Origin of the sequence: Alcaligenes faecalis (assembly GCF_002443155.1) — a bacterium.
Taxonomy (GTDB): Bacteria; Pseudomonadota; Gammaproteobacteria; order Burkholderiales; family Burkholderiaceae_B; genus Alcaligenes; species Alcaligenes faecalis.
The window spans coordinates 1,989,096-2,005,363 of the sequence record NZ_CP023667.1 but is presented as its reverse complement, the minus strand read 5'-3'; the positions used below and the strand labels follow the sequence as shown (position 1 = coordinate 2,005,363).

The 16,268-nt window shown below is 56.4% G+C and carries 16 protein-coding genes; 14 read left to right on the top strand and 2 right to left on the bottom strand.

The genetic code is table 11. From position 1 onward, the window contains the following. Position 1: 1 nt before the first annotated feature. Complete coding sequence (locus CPY64_RS09365) at positions 2 to 691, bottom strand: response regulator transcription factor (protein WP_003799515.1); 690 nt, start codon at positions 689 to 691, stop codon at positions 2 to 4. 206 nt (positions 692 to 897) lie between these two features. Between CPY64_RS09365 and recA the strand changes: the two genes are divergently transcribed. Both recA and recX read left to right on the top strand, forming a co-directional pair. Then, positions 898 to 1,980, top strand: a complete 1,083-nt coding sequence (gene recA, locus CPY64_RS09360) for a recombinase RecA (RefSeq protein WP_021446515.1) — start codon at positions 898 to 900, stop codon at positions 1,978 to 1,980. An 83-nt stretch (positions 1,981 to 2,063) separates the two neighbouring features. Next, positions 2,064 to 2,612 carry a recombination regulator RecX gene (recX, locus tag CPY64_RS09355; RefSeq protein ID WP_223254125.1) on the top strand — a complete coding sequence of 183 codons (549 nt, stop codon included), beginning with the start codon at positions 2,064 to 2,066 and terminating at the stop codon, positions 2,610 to 2,612. 162 nt (positions 2,613 to 2,774) lie between these two features. Here the strand turns inward: recX and CPY64_RS09350 are convergent, their stop codons facing one another. Then, positions 2,775 to 3,695, bottom strand: a complete 921-nt coding sequence (locus CPY64_RS09350; RefSeq protein WP_042481121.1) for a LysR family transcriptional regulator — start codon at positions 3,693 to 3,695, stop codon at positions 2,775 to 2,777. Between the two features lie 117 nt (positions 3,696 to 3,812). On the opposite strand from CPY64_RS09350, the gene metE reads away from it, so the two are divergent. From metE to CPY64_RS09295, 12 genes are all read left to right on the top strand, one after another. Next, positions 3,813 to 6,107 (top strand): 5-methyltetrahydropteroyltriglutamate--homocysteine S-methyltransferase, encoded by a 2,295-nt coding sequence (gene metE, locus CPY64_RS09345; protein WP_042481118.1) that lies wholly within the window; start codon positions 3,813 to 3,815, stop codon positions 6,105 to 6,107. 272 nt (positions 6,108 to 6,379) lie between these two features. Further along, on the top strand, positions 6,380 to 6,958 hold the full coding sequence (locus tag CPY64_RS09340; protein ID WP_042481115.1) for a DUF2889 domain-containing protein: 579 nt from the start codon (positions 6,380 to 6,382) through the stop codon (positions 6,956 to 6,958). 84 nt (positions 6,959 to 7,042) lie between these two features. Then, a complete protein-coding gene (gene sucC, locus CPY64_RS09335; protein WP_042481113.1) occupies positions 7,043 to 8,203 on the top strand; it encodes an ADP-forming succinate--CoA ligase subunit beta in 1,161 nt (386 codons plus the stop codon). Positions 8,204 to 8,224: 21 nt separating this feature from the next. After that, positions 8,225 to 9,106, top strand: a complete 882-nt coding sequence (gene sucD, locus CPY64_RS09330) for a succinate--CoA ligase subunit alpha (protein ID WP_009461784.1) — start codon at positions 8,225 to 8,227, stop codon at positions 9,104 to 9,106. 302 nt (positions 9,107 to 9,408) lie between these two features. Next, positions 9,409 to 10,113, top strand: a complete 705-nt coding sequence (locus CPY64_RS09325; protein WP_042481108.1) for a TerC family protein — start codon at positions 9,409 to 9,411, stop codon at positions 10,111 to 10,113. A 4-nt stretch (positions 10,114 to 10,117) separates the two neighbouring features. After that, entirely contained in the window at positions 10,118 to 10,243 is a 126-nt protein-coding gene (locus CPY64_RS19255) for a hypothetical protein (protein ID WP_003799533.1), read from the top strand. After that, on the top strand, positions 10,240 to 11,202 hold the full coding sequence (gene hemC, locus CPY64_RS09320) for a hydroxymethylbilane synthase (protein ID WP_042481104.1): 963 nt from the start codon (positions 10,240 to 10,242) through the stop codon (positions 11,200 to 11,202). Before CPY64_RS19255 ends, hemC begins: the two co-directional genes overlap by 4 nt. A gap of 6 nt (positions 11,203 to 11,208) precedes the next feature. Then, positions 11,209 to 12,009: a uroporphyrinogen-III synthase gene (locus tag CPY64_RS09315; RefSeq protein ID WP_042481101.1), complete on the top strand. Its 801-nt coding sequence runs from the start codon at positions 11,209 to 11,211 to the stop codon at positions 12,007 to 12,009. A gap of 24 nt (positions 12,010 to 12,033) precedes the next feature. Further along, positions 12,034 to 13,395 carry a uroporphyrinogen-III C-methyltransferase gene (locus CPY64_RS09310; RefSeq protein WP_042481097.1) on the top strand — a complete coding sequence of 454 codons (1,362 nt, stop codon included), beginning with the start codon at positions 12,034 to 12,036 and terminating at the stop codon, positions 13,393 to 13,395. A 3-nt stretch (positions 13,396 to 13,398) separates the two neighbouring features. Next, entirely contained in the window at positions 13,399 to 14,904 is a 1,506-nt protein-coding gene (locus tag CPY64_RS09305; protein WP_042481094.1) for a heme biosynthesis HemY N-terminal domain-containing protein, read from the top strand. Between the two features lie 28 nt (positions 14,905 to 14,932). Further along, the gene (gene ppa, locus CPY64_RS09300; RefSeq protein ID WP_042481091.1) at positions 14,933 to 15,469 is read left to right on the top strand and encodes an inorganic diphosphatase; all 537 of its coding nucleotides are present in this window, start codon (positions 14,933 to 14,935) and stop codon (positions 15,467 to 15,469) included. Next, positions 15,466 to 16,161 carry a fumarylacetoacetate hydrolase family protein gene (locus CPY64_RS09295; RefSeq protein WP_042481086.1) on the top strand — a complete coding sequence of 232 codons (696 nt, stop codon included), beginning with the start codon at positions 15,466 to 15,468 and terminating at the stop codon, positions 16,159 to 16,161. Before ppa ends, CPY64_RS09295 begins: the two co-directional genes overlap by 4 nt. Positions 16,162 to 16,268: the final 107 nt, after the last annotated feature.

Here is a 16,268-nt window from a genome sequence, read left to right as displayed (position 1 = left end):
CTTAGGCTGGAGCGTCTTCTCGCAGTTTTTCCGGTTCCAGACAGTATCCCAGACCACGTACAGTCAGGATGCGTACGCCGCTGGGCTCCAGCTTTTTGCGCAGGCGATGGATATAGACCTCGATGGCGTTAGGGGTGACTTCCTCACCCCACTCACAGAGCAGGTCCACAAACTGGTTCTTGCTGATCATGCGACCGCTACGTGACAGGAAAATCTCCAGCAAGCTGGTTTCCCGTGCGGACAGCTCCAAGGGCTGATTGTCTATATAAGCCATGCGACCTTTCAGGTCGAAGCTGAGCCGTTTGTGATGCAGCAAGGCGCTGCTGGTGCCTGTGCTGCGACGCGTCAGGGCGCGTACGCGGGCTTCCAGCTCGGTCAGTGCAAAGGGTTTGGACATATAGTCGTCCGCGCCCAGGTCCAGACCGCGCACACGCTGTTCTACGGTGTCGCTGGCTGTCAGAATCAGTACGGGGAGGGTGTCCTGACGCTGTCGGATAGACTGCAGCACCGACAGGCCGGGCTTTTTGGGCAGGTCCAGATCCAGGATCAGAAGGTCAAAGCTTTGCAGCTGCAAGGCCGAGTCGGCGCTATCGCCATCGTGCACGACATCGACCGCATAGCCTTCGTAGCGTAAGGAGCGAGAAAGTCCATCCGCGAGAATACTGTCGTCTTCAGCTATGAGTATGCGCATGACCCTACACAAACAGATGATTGAATGGCTGTTCGGCATTGTTGCACAAGGCTGTAAGGCTGGTCAGTAGGGGATAACGATGGCGGCTAGCTAATTTATTTGAATATCTGTGTATATATACAGTATAATTTGATGCAATAATTAGGTTTGATTTTTAATTGCCGTGCCCGTCCGTTGGGGCGCCATTCCACAGTCAAGGATTTTTCATGGACGATAAAAACAGCAAAGCAGTGGCCTCGGAACGTTCCAAAGCGCTGGCCGCCGCTCTGTCGCAAATCGAAAAGCAGTTCGGCAAGGGCTCGATCATGCGTTATGGCGACGACAACGTCGAGCATGACATCCAGGTGGTCTCCACGGGTTCGCTGGGTCTGGACATTGCTTTGGGCGTCGGTGGTCTGCCACGTGGTCGCGTTATTGAGATTTACGGCCCGGAGTCCTCGGGTAAAACGACGCTGACCCTGCAAGTCATTGCAGAAATGCAAAAGCTCAAAGGCACCTGCGCTTTTATTGATGCCGAGCACGCGCTGGACGTGCAATACGCTCAAAAGCTGGGCGTGAACCTGGGCGATCTGCTGATCTCCCAGCCCGATACCGGTGAACAGGCTCTGGAAATTACCGAAGCCCTGGTGCGTTCGGGTTCGGTAGACCTGATCGTTATTGACTCGGTTGCCGCCCTGACTCCCAAGGCTGAAATCGAAGGCGATATGGGCGATTCCTTGCCCGGTCTGCAAGCTCGTCTGATGAGCCAAGCCCTGCGTAAATTGACGGCGACCATCAAGCGCGCCAATTGCATGGTTATCTTCATTAACCAGATTCGTATGAAGATTGGCGTCATGTTCGGCAACCCTGAAACCACCACGGGTGGTAACGCACTGAAGTTTTACTCCTCTGTGCGTCTGGATATCCGCCGTATCGGTTCCATCAAGCGTGGCGACGAAATGGTGGGTAACGAAACCCGCGTCAAAGTGGTCAAGAACAAGGTTGCGCCTCCCTTCAAGCAAACCGAATTCGACATCATGTACGGCAGCGGTATTTCCCGCGAAGGCGAGATTATCGATCTGGGCGTCCAAACCGGTGTGGTCGACAAGGCCGGTGCCTGGTATAGCTACGATGGCAACCGCATTGGCCAAGGTAAGGACAATGTGCGTGAATTCCTGAAAGAGCGCCCCGAACTGGCCCGTGAAATCGAAAACAAGGTGCGTGAAAAACTGGGCGTTGCCCTGATGAGCGCTGCTGTCAGCCGCCCAGCCGCTGCTCCTGTGGTTGATCCGGCCGAGGGAGAAGTCTGATTTTTCCCCCAGAGTTCGATGATGAGCCCTTTGAGACAGACCCGGAGGAAATCCGGGAGCGTAAACAAGCTCAAAGGGAACGCATTGCTGCGCTTTCTGCCCGGCCCACACGGGCGGGCAGAAACGTAGAAGAAAGCTCGGGTGAGGATGCTCCGGCTGCGGAAAAGAAAGCCCCGTCCAAACGGCCGGGGCTGTCTCTTAAAGCCAGAGCCTTGAACTTTTTATCCCGGCGCGAATACTCGCGCCTGGAATTGGGCCGCCGACTGGCCCCTCATGCAGAAAGTGCTGAAGAAGTGGAAGCCTTGCTCGACGCTTTGGTTGAACAGAAATGGCTGTCCAACGAGCGCTTTGCGCATAGTGTCGTCAACCGCCGTGCCTCGCGTGTGGGCACCCGGGTCATTCTGCAAGAACTGCGCCAGCATGGCGTGGATGTGGAGCAGACTGAAATCATCAAAGAAGAATTGATGGCGACCGAGCTGGAACGGGCCAAGCAAGTGTGGGGCAAGAAGTTCAGTGCGCCCCCAGATGATCCCCGCAGTTACGCCAAACAATATCGCTTCATGGCCAGCCGCGGCTTCTCGGGCCGTATCTTGCAGCAAATATTGGGTGACTGGGAAGACGATCCGGCTTGAATTTCTTCTTTCGTTTGCAGTGCTGCCTTATGTAGTGCCCCTGGCTTGTAATACTGACGTCCCTAAAAAAAGCGGGCGCGTTCGACGTGAAGCACACTCGCCTGTACGTTCCCTCTATCTATAGAGTGGCTCAAGCGTTTTGCCATGCCTTGGTTAACGAGTTCAAGGCTGTGCCGCCACAATCCCTTGCAGGCTCTTGAAGCAGGTCTCGCGTGCCTGTGCCAAAAAGGCCTGCACATAATCCGCCTGTAAATCCTCACTGCGTACTGTGGCGTAAAGCGTGCGCCAGATGCCGTGCTCTCCCAAGCGGCAAGTGCGAATGGAGGCCGGGTTCAGAAACTCCGTCAAAGCCCAGTTCGGCAAAGCCGTCACGCCGCGTTGGCTGGCGACCAGTTGCACGATCATGGGCGTCAGCTCGGCCTGCCGAATAGCAGCGGGTTCTACATCGGCAGGCGTCAGGAACTGCGTGAAAATATCCAGGCGATTGCGTTCCACCGGGTAGGTGATGAGGACCTGATCCGTCAATTGGAAAGGTTCGACGTAGCGGTATTGCGACAAGGGGTGCTGGTTGGAGACAGCCAGCACCAGCTCATAGCGAAACAGGGGCTCGTAGTGGACGGCGGGATTGTCCTGTGGGTCCGAGGTAATCACCACATCCAGATCCCCTCGCAGCAAGGCGGGCAAGGGCGCAAAAGAAAACGCCGCACTCAAGTCCAGCGTGACATCAGGCCATTGCTGCCTGAAGGCGTCCAGCGCGGGCATCAACCATTGAAAGCAGGAGTGGCAATCAATCGCCACATGCAGACGGCCCGTACGTCCGGCGGCAAGCCGTTGCAGGTCGCGTTCGGTAGCACGCACACGCGGCAAGATGTCATCGGCCAGAACAAGAATGCGCAAGGCAGCCGTGGTCAGGCGAGCAGGGCGGGTGCGCCGGTTCAGCAATTGCACTTGCAGCCGCACTTCCAGATCGCGTAGCTGGTGGGAGAGGGCGGACTGCGTGACATGCAGGCGCTCGGCGGCTTCCTGCAGGCTGCCACTGTCCCGAATGGCGGTCAGAGTCTCTAGATGACGAATTTCAAGCATATTGAGGAAAACTCATAATTAGCATGGTGAATTTGATTTTTTTTCAAGTAATTATACAGGCACAATGGTTCCCAAGCGGCTGATACGGGCCTCCTATTTCTAATTTATGGGCTTACTATGACTATTATTCATAATCTGGGTTTCCCCCGTATGGGTGAGCAGCGCGAACTGAAGCGCTCTTTGGAAGCCTATTGGGCCGGTCAGCTAAGCCAGCAAGATCTATTGGATACAGGCAAAGCCCTGCGCGCCCGGCATTGGGATTTGCAAAGCAAGGCTGGCCTGGACACCGTGCCTGTGGGTGACTTTGCCTGGTATGACCAGATTCTGGAGTGGAGCACCTTGCTGGGGGCCATTCCCGCCCGGTTCGGCCAGGCCGACAATGCACCCGTATCTTTGGATACCTTGTTTCGCATGGCGCGTGGCCGTGCGCCTAGCGGTAGGCCGGCCGCCGCTTGTGAAATGACCAAGTGGTTCGATACGAATTACCACTACATCGTCCCTGAGTTCACGCCCGGCCAAAGCTTCCGGATTGCCCGTGAATGCTTGTTTGAGCAGGTTGATGAAGCCCAGGCTTTGGGACACAAGGTCAAGCCTGTCATTCCCGGCCCGCTGACCTGGTTGTGGCTGGGCAAGGGCGACGCGTATGACGGTCTGGCTGATGTGGGCAAGCTCGCTTTGCTGGATGCCTTGTTGCCCGTTTATGAACAAGTGCTGGCCCGTTTCAAAGCTCAGGGTGTGGAGTGGGTGCAGATTGATGAACCTGTTCTGGTTCTGGATTTGCCTCAAGAGTGGCAGGACGCCTTCCGCCGCGTCTATCAAGATTTGAACCAATCCGGTTTGAAGCTGCTGCTGGCGACCTATTTTGACGATCTGCATGAAAATGTCACGGTCTTGAAAGACTTGCCCATTGCGGGTGTGCATGTGGACGCTGTGCGCGCACCGGCTGCTTTACAGGCGGTGCAAGCGGTATTGGGGCAAGACCAGGTGCTGTCTGCCGGTGTCATCTCGGGGCGTGATATTTGGCGTACTGATCTGGAAAAAACACTGCAAACCCTGGAGCCCTTGAAAGCGGCGTTGGGCGAACGATTGTGGATTGCGCCATCCTGCTCGCTCCTGCATGTGCCCGTAAATGTGCAAAGTGAAACTGGCCTGGATGCGGAGTTAAAGAGCTGGCTGTCTTTCGCTGTGCAGAAATTGGACGAATTGAAGCTCTTGCAAGGATTGCTGGATGGCACTTTGGATGAAGCGGGGCAGCAGGCGGTTCAAGCGCAACAAGCCGCGTTGAGAGCGCGCCGTGAGTCCAGGCGCACACACAATCCTGCCGTACAAGCTCAGATGGCCAAAATTGACCAGCTCAAGCGTCAACGTACGCCATTTGCCCAGCGTATTCAGGCCCAGCGCAACAAGCTGAATTTGCCTGCTTTTCCCACCACCACGATTGGCTCGTTCCCCCAGACCACGGAAATTCGTGCCGCTCGTCGCGACTGGCGCGGTGGTGCTCTCAGTGATGCAGCTTATGAAAAAGCCATGCAAGCTGAAATCGAGCAGGTCATCCGTTTTCAGGAACGCGTTGGACTGGATGTTCTGGTACATGGCGAGGCCGAACGCAACGATATGGTGGAGTATTTTGGTGAGCTGCTGGGCGGTTTTGCCTTTACACAAAATGGCTGGGTGCAAAGCTACGGTTCACGTTGTGTGAAGCCGCCGATTATCTTTGGTGATGTGTTGCGTTTGGCACCCATGAGCGTGGCCTGGTCTTCCTATGCCCAGTCCTTGACCGAACGACCCGTCAAAGGCATGTTGACTGGGCCAGTGACGATGCTGCAATGGTCTTTTGTTCGTGACGACCAGTCGCGTGCGGATACTTGTCGTCAGTTGGCCTTGGCGCTGCGGGACGAGGTCTCCGATCTGGAGCAAGCTGGGATTCATGTCATTCAACTGGATGAACCGGCCTTTCGTGAAGGCTTGCCGCTACGTCAAGGCGACTGGCAGGCGTATCTGGATTGGGCCGTGGATTGTTTCCGCCTGACCACCAGTGCGGTCTCGGATGAAACGCAGATCCACACGCATATGTGCTATTCGGAGTTCAACGACATCATGCAGTCCATTGCCGATATGGACGCGGATGTGATCACAATTGAAACCTCGCGCTCCAATATGCTCTTGCTGGATGCCTTCGAGAACTTCGAGTACCCCAACCATATCGGCCCTGGCGTCTACGACATTCACTCTCCCAACGTGCCTGACAAGGACTGGATGGTGGGCTTGATGGGGGAGGCGGCCAAGCGTCTGCCCGCCGACCGTTTGTGGGTAAATCCGGACTGCGGTTTGAAGACACGGGGCTGGGCTGAGACCGAAGCTTCCTTGCTGGCCATGGTGGATGCAGCCAAAGCATTGCGGGCGGCTGCCTGATTTAGTGCAGGCATGAAATAAACCGCCTGAATGGAATGTCAGGGCAGGGCACATCCCACCTTGTTCCCGGATTTTCCAGGCAGAACGAAAACGACCGCCTGACGGGCGGTCGTTTTTTTCATGCAAATTTGGTATACCGTAGTATCGACGCCGCGTAGACCCTGTGTTTTGCCCGCTTTGGATACGCTTGCTGATTATGTAAGTGGCTGATACGGAACATACGAGGTGCGTTATACTTGATCGGTTTCAATCTTGCCGCCTCGTCCATATCAATGCCTTTACCCCCGCCGTCCGTCGCCCGTGAACCGATGCATACACGTACCATCACGGTACAGTCGTTTGCGCGGGAAGATGGCCTCTGGGACCTGGAGGCCTCGCTGCTGGATGTGAAGTCCTACGACTTTCCCATACGCAATGGCCAGACCCACAAGGCAGGTGATCCCGTCCACTTGATGCACCTGCGTGTCACCATCGATAGCAGCTTCGAGATTGTGGATGCGGTGGCGGTCTACGATGCGGCCCCCTATCAGGACAACTGTTCGTCCATTTCGGACGCCTACCGGAAATTGGTGGGCCTGAATTTGCTCAAGCAGTTTCGTCAGGGTGTCAAAGAGCGCTTTGGGCGCTCGGCTGGCTGTACGCACATGAGCGAGTTGGCGCAGGTGTTGCCAACCACCGCGGTACAGACCATGGCCGGACGACGTCGCAGCAGTGGGGAATCAGAAATCTATCGCACCGATAAGCAGCCTTTCCACCTGGATGGCTGTCATGCCTTGCGTTTGAGCGGTCCCGTGGTTGAGGAGTTTTATCCTGTCTGGTTTCGACCCAAAGTCACCGACGGGATGGATTAGTTTTTTGTTTTAGTCAGGTCTCGGGCTCAGGCCTTGGGTTCCTGCCTTCTTTTTTTATTGTGTTTTTAGACTGACAGGTATCACATGAAAATTCACGAATATCAGGGCAAAGCACTGCTTAAGCAGTTTGGCGTTGCCGTGCCACGCGGAATTCCTGCCTTCTCCGTCGATGAAGCGGTTGCAGCTGCGCAGGAGCTGGGTGGCTCTGTGTGGGTTGTCAAAGCCCAGATTCACGCCGGTGGCCGTGGCAAGGGCGGTGGCGTCAAGCTGGCTCGCTCGATGGACGAAGTGCGTCAACTGGCCTCGGAAATCCTGGGCATGCAGCTGATCACTCACCAAACTGGTCCTGAAGGCCAGAAAGTGGGTCGCCTGCTGATCGAGGAAGGCGCGGACATCAAGAAGGAATACTACGTCGGTATCGTTACCGACCGTGCTACCCAGCGCGTGGCCGTGATGGCTTCCAGCGAAGGCGGCATGGAAATTGAAGAAGTGGCCGAGCGTGACCCTGATGCCATTCTGAAAGAATTCGTGGACCCAGCCCTTGGTCTGACCAACGAGCAAGCCACCAAGCTGGCTCGCGGTATTGGCGTTCCTGACGCTTCCATCGAGAAAGCCGTTGCGGAATTCCAGAAGCTGTACAAGTGCTACACCGAAACCGACGCTGAACTGGCCGAGATCAACCCTCTGATCCTGACCGGCTCGGGCGACATCATCGCTTTGGACGCCAAGTTCAACTTTGATGGCAACGCTTTGTTCCGTCACCCCGATATCGTGGCTTTCCGTGACCTGGCTGAAGAAGATCCTGCTGAAGTTGAAGCCAGCAAATACGATCTGGCCTACATCCAGCTGGACGGCAACATCGGCTGCCTGGTGAACGGTGCCGGTCTGGCCATGGCGACCATGGACACCATCAAGCTGTTTGGCGGCGAGCCTGCCAACTTCCTGGACGTGGGCGGTGGCGCTACGGCCGAAAAAGTTACTGAAGCCTTCAAGATCATGTTGGCCAACAAGGGCGTCAAAGCCATTCTGGTTAACATCTTCGGCGGCATCATGCGCTGCGACGTGATCGCTGAAGGCGTGATCGCTGCGTGCAAGGCCGTCAACCTGAACGTGCCTCTGGTGGTACGCATGAAGGGTACCAACGAAGAGCTGGGCAAGAAAATGCTGGCCGATTCCGGTCTGCCCATCATCAGTGCTGACACCATGGCCGAAGCTGCGACTGCTGTTGTCGCTGCCGCCAAGTAAGAAAAGGTTGAGGATTAGCAAATGTCGATTCTGATCAATAAAGACACCAAAGTCATCACGCAAGGGATCACCGGCAAGACCGGCCAGTTCCACACTCGCATGTGCCGTGAATACGGTAACGGCATGGAAGCCTTTGTGGCTGGCGTGAACCCCAAGCGTGCTGGTGAGGATTTTGAAGGTGTACCTATCTACGCCTCCGTGTCCGACGCCAAGGCTGAAACCGGCGCGACCGTGTCGGTTATTTACGTTCCACCCGCAGGTGCTGCGGCTGCCATCTGGGAAGCGGTTGAAGCTGACCTGGACCTGGTTATCTGCATTACCGAAGGCATCCCTGTTCGCGATATGCTGGAAGTTCGCAACCGCATGCGCGCTGAAAACCGCAAAACCTTGCTGCTGGGCCCGAACTGCCCCGGTCTGATCACTCCTGACGAGCTTAAGATCGGTATCATGCCCGGCCACATTCACCGCAAGGGCCGCATCGGTGTGGTCAGCCGCTCCGGTACGCTGACATACGAAGCCGTTGCTCAAGTAACCGAACTGGGCCTGGGTCAATCCTCGGCTGTGGGTATCGGTGGCGACCCAATCAACGGTTTGAAGCACATCGACGTACTGAAGATGTTCAACGACGATCCTGATACCGATGCCGTTATCATGATTGGCGAGATCGGCGGTCCAGACGAAGTCAACGCGGCTTTGTGGGCTAAAGACAATATGACCAAGCCCGTTGTTGGCTTTATCGCTGGTGTGACAGCGCCTCCCGGAAAACGCATGGGTCACGCTGGTGCCCTGATCTCCGGTGGTGCCGACACGGCCGACGCCAAGCTGGAAGTGATGGAAGCTTGCGGTATTCGTACCACTCGCAACCCATCCGAAATGGGCAAGCTGCTCAAGGAAGTGCTGTAAAAATGTAGTACCGGGGCCCGCTTTGGCGGGCTCTTTGTCTGGCTGCCATGAGCAGCCGGGCAAGATTGGCCAGCCGGTTTCGTCAAGAAAAACACCACAACCCGGCGCATTCCTTCCCGAATCTGGCCAGCCTGATCATGCTGAAACGAATCAAGTAAGAAAAAGAAGCCCCCATCTTGCACAGGCTAGAATTAGTTTGCTGCTTTCAGGGGCATTGTTGTCTTGGGACGGCCCGGCGACAAAAAAAGAATATTTGTCCAGCGGCTGGGAAGAGAGCTAACGTTTAGCAACACGGGAACGAAATGATTGAATTCCTTCAAACCCTGCATTGGGGTTCACTGTTTCAAATTGTACTGATTGATATTTTGCTGGGTGGCGACAATGCTGTCGTCATCGCACTTGCCTGTCGCAACCTGCCCAAGCAGCAGCGTATGCAAGGCATTTTGTGGGGTACCGCAGGCGCGATTATCTTGCGCGTCGTGTTGATTTTCTTTGCCTTGACCTTGCTGGATCTGCCATTCCTGAAAGTGGTGGGCGGTCTTTTGCTCGTGTGGATAGGCATCAAGCTGTTGATGCCCGACGATGATGCACACGGCAACATTCAAGGGGGCGGAACGATCTGGGCGGCAGTCAAAACCATTATCATCGCGGATTTCGTGATGAGCCTGGATAACGTGATCGCCATTGCGGGTGCCGCGCAGAACGCCCATCTGGATCACCAGTTGGGCTATGTGATCTTTGGTTTATTGCTAAGTGTCCCCATTATTGTCTGGGGAAGTACCCTGGTCCTGAAACTGATTGACCGTTTCCCCGTTGTGGTCACCCTGGGCGGCGCCTTGTTGGGCTGGATTGCAGGCGGCATGCTGGTCACGGACAAGATTGTGGAAAATCAATTTGGCGTGCAGCCCCAGCCTGTTAAACTCGGGGTCGAGATAGTTTGTGCCTTATTAGTGGTGGCGCTGGGCAAATGGCTGGCGCACCGTAAAGGTTCTACCAAGGAAGCATAGTTCTATGGCAATTTTTAAATCCTCCGACGCCAAAGGTCAGGAAAGCGGTCTGTCTCTGCTGCAAGGCTTAGGGATCCTGGCCATTATCGGTATTGTTGCAGCAGCCATCGTGCGCTACTTCGCTGCATGACCGCTGTGGCTTCTACTCCTCAGGAATTGGTGATTGCCACTCGTGCCAGTCAACTGGCCTTGTGGCAAGCCAAGCATGTACGCGACCGTTTGCAGCAGCTGTACCCGCAGTGCAAGGTGTCCTTGCTGGAAATGACCACCCGTGGCGATCAGATTCTGGATCGTACGCTGTCCAAAGTGGGTGGCAAGGGCCTGTTTGTCAAAGAGCTGGAAACCGCCTTGCTCGATGGCCGTGCCCATCTGGCCGTGCACTCCCTGAAAGACGTGCCGGTGGTGTTGCCCGAGTCCTTTGATCTGCCCATCATCATGGAACGGGACGATCCACGCGATGCTTTTGTTTCCAATACTTATCCCAATCTTGCGGCTCTACCTGCTGGCGCCATCGTAGGCACGTCCAGTTTGCGCCGCGAGTCCCAGATTCGTGAGCGCTACCCACATCTGGACATTCGTCCCTTGCGGGGCAATGTGCAGACACGTTTGTCCAAGCTGGATCGGGGCGATTACGACGCCATCATTCTGGCTTCGGCCGGTTTGCGCCGTCTGGAACTGGCCGAGCGTATTCGCGATTACATCTCGATTGAAGACAGCTTGCCTGCCGCCGGGCAGGGGGCTTTGGGCATCGAGATCCTGAAAACCCGTACCGATGTGGCTCAATGGCTAGCGCCTTTGGCGCATGCCACCAGCCATGTATGTGCGCTGGCCGAACGTGCGGTATCGCGCGCCTTGGGCGGCTCCTGTCAGGTACCTTTGGCCGCCTATGCCACGCTGGATGGTGACGAACTGAAACTAAGTGGTCTGGTGGCCGAGCCTGATGGTTCCACGGTTTACCGTGCCCAGATCCAAGGCGCCGCTAAAGATGCGGAAGAGCTGGGTCTGTCGCTGGCAGAGGATCTGAAGCAGCAAGGTGCTCAAGCCATTCTGGATCGTTTGCTTACGGAACAGCCTGCAGAAGGCGAGTAAAGCGGCATGAACCTGCCCTGTGTCTTGCTGACCCGCCCCGCGGGACGGAACGAAACCCTGTCGGCCGCTCTGGCCGCGCAGGGTTTTTCTTCCTTGGTGTTGCCTGCTTTGAAGCTGGAGGCTCAAAACCTGTCCGAAGAGCAATGGCAAGACCCCCAGGATTTTGATCTGGTGCTCTTTGTGAGCAGCAGTGCGGTCAATTTCTACTTTGCGGCCTTGCAGGCGCGCGGTCAACGCTGGCCTGACAAGGTATTGCTGGCTGCCGTTGGTTTTGCCACCGCGGCCTGTCTGCGCGCCCAGCAGGGCGTGTCCCCAGAAGCCGTACTTCACCCTGCAAGCGCTGATTCCTTGCAGGATTCAGAGGCCTTGTGGACGGTGCTGGAACCCCGACTCGCACAACTTGAGCGGGTTCTGATTGTGCGCGGCCATAGCGGTCGTGAGTGGTTGGGACAGCAGTTGGAGAGTCACGGTATTCAGGTTCAGCGTCTGGCTATTTACCAGCGTAGCCCTGCCCAGTGGAGCGCGGAGCAGGGCCGCCAACTTCGTGACAGTTTGCAGGCAGGCCGCCTGGCTGTTTTGCTCAGCAGCTCCCAAAGTGCCGATGCGATATTTGCCAATGCACAAAGCCTGGGTTTACTGGATGTTTGGGCGCGATGCGCCTATGTGGTCATTCATCCGCGTATTGAAGAACATTTACAGTCCTTATTGTTGCAGGCTGGAATCGCAGCGCCACCAATGGTAAAAAGGTGTACGCCAGACGATGATGACATTGTCGCTGCCTTGATGGCGGTGCTCTCGCGCGATTAGCCTCACACGGATTACAATCTTGCCATGAACGATAAAACAGAGAACGCATCCGCAAGCGAACCGGAGACTCCGATTTCCAGCCCAGCCAGTACAACGGCTTCTCGTCCGTACTCCGAACCCAAAGACAGCACCACTGCGCCGCAAAAGCGTAAAAGTGGCGCGGGTCCGGCTTATGCTTTGACGGCTGTTGTTGTAGTGTTGGCCGCTGCCGGTCTGTGGTACCAGAACTCATTGCTGGAAAAGCACAAGGCCGAACTGCAATCCCAGTTGGCAACCAATATCAACACCACGGAGCAGGCGCGCCAAACCGCCCAGCAGGCCTTGGCATTGGCACAGCGTCAATCTGACAAGCTCACCCAGCTGGAAAAATCCTTTAACGATTCCACCGAACAGTTTCATGATCTGAGCCAAGCTTTCCAGACCATGACAGACAGCGGCTCGGAATTGGTGCTGCTGAATGATATTGATCACCTGGCCACGATTGCGCAGCAACAGCTGATGCTGGGTGGCAATGTGGCCAATGCCATCGTTTCTCTGGAAGCCGCCCAGGCGCAGTTGGCGCGTGCCAATCGCGTAGGTTTGGCCTCCTTGCAACAAACACTGAATGGTGATCTGGAGCGTCTGCGTGCCGCGGCCACCGTTGATGTGGCTTCTTTGTCGCGTCAGCTGGACACCTTGTCGCGTTACGTGTCGGAAGCGCCTTTGCTGGTGCCCGACGACGTTGCGGGTGGTGCGAATACCGAAGCCCTGGACTTGTCGTCCGAGGCAGCAGCAGCGCCTGCCGACTTGCCTGACGACGCCCCTTGGTGGGAACGCAGCTGGAATACGGTGGAGCAGTGGGGTAGCAGCGCCTGGCGCTCTGTCAGCCACGATCTGGGGCAGTTTGTCTCCATCCGTCGTGTAGATGATGCCGCCGCCTTGCTGATGTCGCCCGATCAGGCCGCTCGCCTGCGTGAAAACCTGCGTCTGCGCATTATGGCGGCACAGCTGGCCATGATGATGAACCAGTCTGCTGTCTGGCAGACCGAGCTGAATGCGGTGGCGACGGCTCTGGAAAAACGTTTTGATACGCAGTCGAATCAGGTTCAACAGGCCTTGCGCCTGACCCGTCAGTTGCAAGACACCCGCATCGGTGCGCGTTTGCCTACGGTGAATAACACCTTGGCAGCCATTGAAAGCTTGCGTCAGGCGCAGGCCGGTCGCAATCAGGACAATGCCGACGACACCACGACCGAACAGGGTGGCACGGACCACATCCTGTCCGATCCTCCTCAGTCCACGGAGCCTGACAGCCAGGAGGAGTCTGCTGCTCCTGCGGCCGAACAGACTGAGTCTGGCACTCCCGCTCAAACCGGGATGGAACAGCCTGCTCAGGCGCAGGGGTAAGGTATGCGTACTTGGTTTTGGACTCTCATCTTATTTATCGCTGCGGTCGCCCTGGCGCTGGTCTTGCGCGAACACGCTGGTAATGTCTACTTGGTCACGCCGCATTATCTGGCGCGTGCCTCGCTGACCTACGTTGTGCTGTGCACTCTGGGTCTGTTCATCGTTCTGTACGTGCTGCTGCGTCTGCTGGCCTGGTTCAGCGATGGCCCGGAGCGTTTTCGCCTGTGGCGTGGTCGTCGTGCTCAACGCCGCGACCAAACTTTGCTGGAAACAGGCTGGATCAGCATTCTGGAAGGGCGTTACGAGCAAGCTGAAAAAGACATGATGAAGCTGATGAGCAGAACCCGCTCTCAGTCCAGCAAAGTCGTGGCAGGTTTGGCTGCGGCTCGTGCTGCACATTACCAGGGTCAGATTGCCCAACGTGACGAAGCCTTGGCTGCGGCCCGTGCCGCCGCGGGCGATGATGCACGCTTGAAAGAAGCCAGCGCCGTGGCGTCGGCTGAGCTTTACCTGGATCAGAACCGTACCGAAGAAGCCATCGAACTGCTGAAGGATTTGCAGGACGCCAGCTCGCGTCACTTGCATGCCACTCGTTTGTTGCTGCGCGCCTATCGCCAGCAAGGCAATGCCGAACGCGTTTACGAATTGACCCGTTTGCTGGTGCGCCGCGGTGGCATCGAGCGTCAAGAGGCGCTGAGTTACATTGAATTTGCTGCTGCCGCTCGCCTGCGTGCCGGGGGTGTTGAACAGTTCAAGGCCTTGTGGTCGGATCTGAAGTCCGAAGAGAAAATCTTGCCCGGCGTAGCGCTGGAAGCTGCCCTGATTCAAGAGCGTGAAGGCAATTACGAAGACGCCGGTCGTATTCTGGAACCAGCCATTGCTGCCAGCTTTGACAGCCGCTTGCTGGAAGCCTACGCCCAGTGCCCACCTGAATATGTCGGCCGTCGTTTGGCCAAGGCCGAAGAGTGGTTGCGTAGCCAACCCAATAATCCGGTTTTGCTGTCCACCTTGGGCCATCTGTGCCTGACCAGCCAGTTGTGGGGGCAGGGCGAGCATTACCTGCTGCGCAGCCTGAAAATCCAGGGCGATCTGCGCAATCACGCTTTGCTGGGCAATCTGTACGATAGCCTGGGTCGACACGACGAAGCTGTTTCCTACTGGCGCAAAGCCGCTTCCATGGCCGGTACCTTGCCGATTCTGGCGGTCAGTACGGCTTTGCCAGCCGCGGACACGCGCCACGACCCCAGCCATACCGATGCAGACAGCCTGCCATCGCAGGATGACGACGATCTGCCGCATTACACCTATGCGGCCAGCGTCGTGGCCGAGGACCTGCCCGATCAGGGTCGCCCCTTGCCTGTCGTGGCCGAGCCCGTCCCGCCTGCTGCCACGCCTTCGCAGGACAGCTTGAGCTCCTCTTCGGATCTGGATGATTACTTTGATACGGCTCCTATCCCAGGGGTCGATCTCTCTCAAACTTCGGATCGTCCTCGACGCTCCAACGATTAATTTCTTTTATTTTTAAAGGTTTGCACGAATGAGCCTCGCCCAAATACCAGCTGGCAAAAAACTGCCCGACGAGATCAACGTAGTCATCGAAATCCCCATGAACTCGGACCCCGTCAAATACGAGGTTGACGAAAACGGCGTGGTTTTTGTGGACCGCTTCATGCTGACCGCCATGCATTACCCCTGCAACTACGGCTACGTTCCACAAACCATTTCGGACGATGGTGACCCGGTTGACGTGCTGGTGATTGCTCCTTTCCCAATCCAGATCGGTGCCGTGATTCCTTGCCGTCCTATCGGCGTGCTGCACATGGACGACGAAGCAGGTGGCGATGCCAAACTGCTGGCTGTACCTACCGACAAGCTGTATCCTCTGTACCGCAACGTGAAGTCGCCTGAAGATCTGCAGCCTGAAGAGCTGGAGCGCATCAAGCACTTTTTCGAGCACTACAAAGACATCGAAAAAGGTAAATGGGTCAAGGTCAAGGGCTGGGACGGTATCGAAGCTGCCAAGAAAGAACTGGTAGATGGTGCCAAGCGCTTTGCTGACGGCCAGGCAAAATGAATACCGTCATCCCCACTCCAGCTGTTGCGGCACTGAACGTACAGGACAGTGAGCAGGTTTTTCCTGTACGCCGCATTTATTGCGTCGGCCGCAATTATGTCGAGCATGCGCAGGAAATGGGTTTTACCGGTCGCGAAGATCCTTTCTTCTTCTGCAAACCGGCAGACTCCATCTTGAATGTGCTGCCCGGCCAAGTCTGCGACATGCCTTATCCCTCCCGCACCCAGGATCTGCATCACGAGATCGAACTCGTCGTGGCTTTGTCCAAAGGCGGGCGTGATCTGACCGTGGAGCAGGCTGCTGAATGTGTGTGGGGATACGCGGTGGGTCTGGACATGACCCGTCGGGATTTGCAGACGCAAGCCAAAAAAGCCGGTCGTCCCTGGGAAGTGGGCAAAGCCTTTGACCACTCTGCACCAACTGGTCCTCTGGTGCCACGTAGCCGTATTGGCGAGCTGTCCCAAGGTGCCATCACCCTGGACGTCAACGGCGAGCGTCGCCAGACCGGCGATTTGAATCAACTGATCTGGAATGTGGCTGAGTCCATCGCGTATCTGTCGGGCCTGTTCGAGTTGGTTCCAGGCGACATCATCTTCACGGGAACCCCTGCCGGTGTCGGTTCGGTGGAACGTGGTGATGTGATGCACGGGGCGATCGACGGTCTGGGCAGCATAGACGTGCGTCTGGTCTGATCTGTATTTGTTTGAGGAAAAACCCGCCTGATGGCGGGTTTTTTTATGCTTACGGGTTTAACACTAGTAGCTGGACAAGCCTATCTAGCTCGGTTTTTGCGAATATT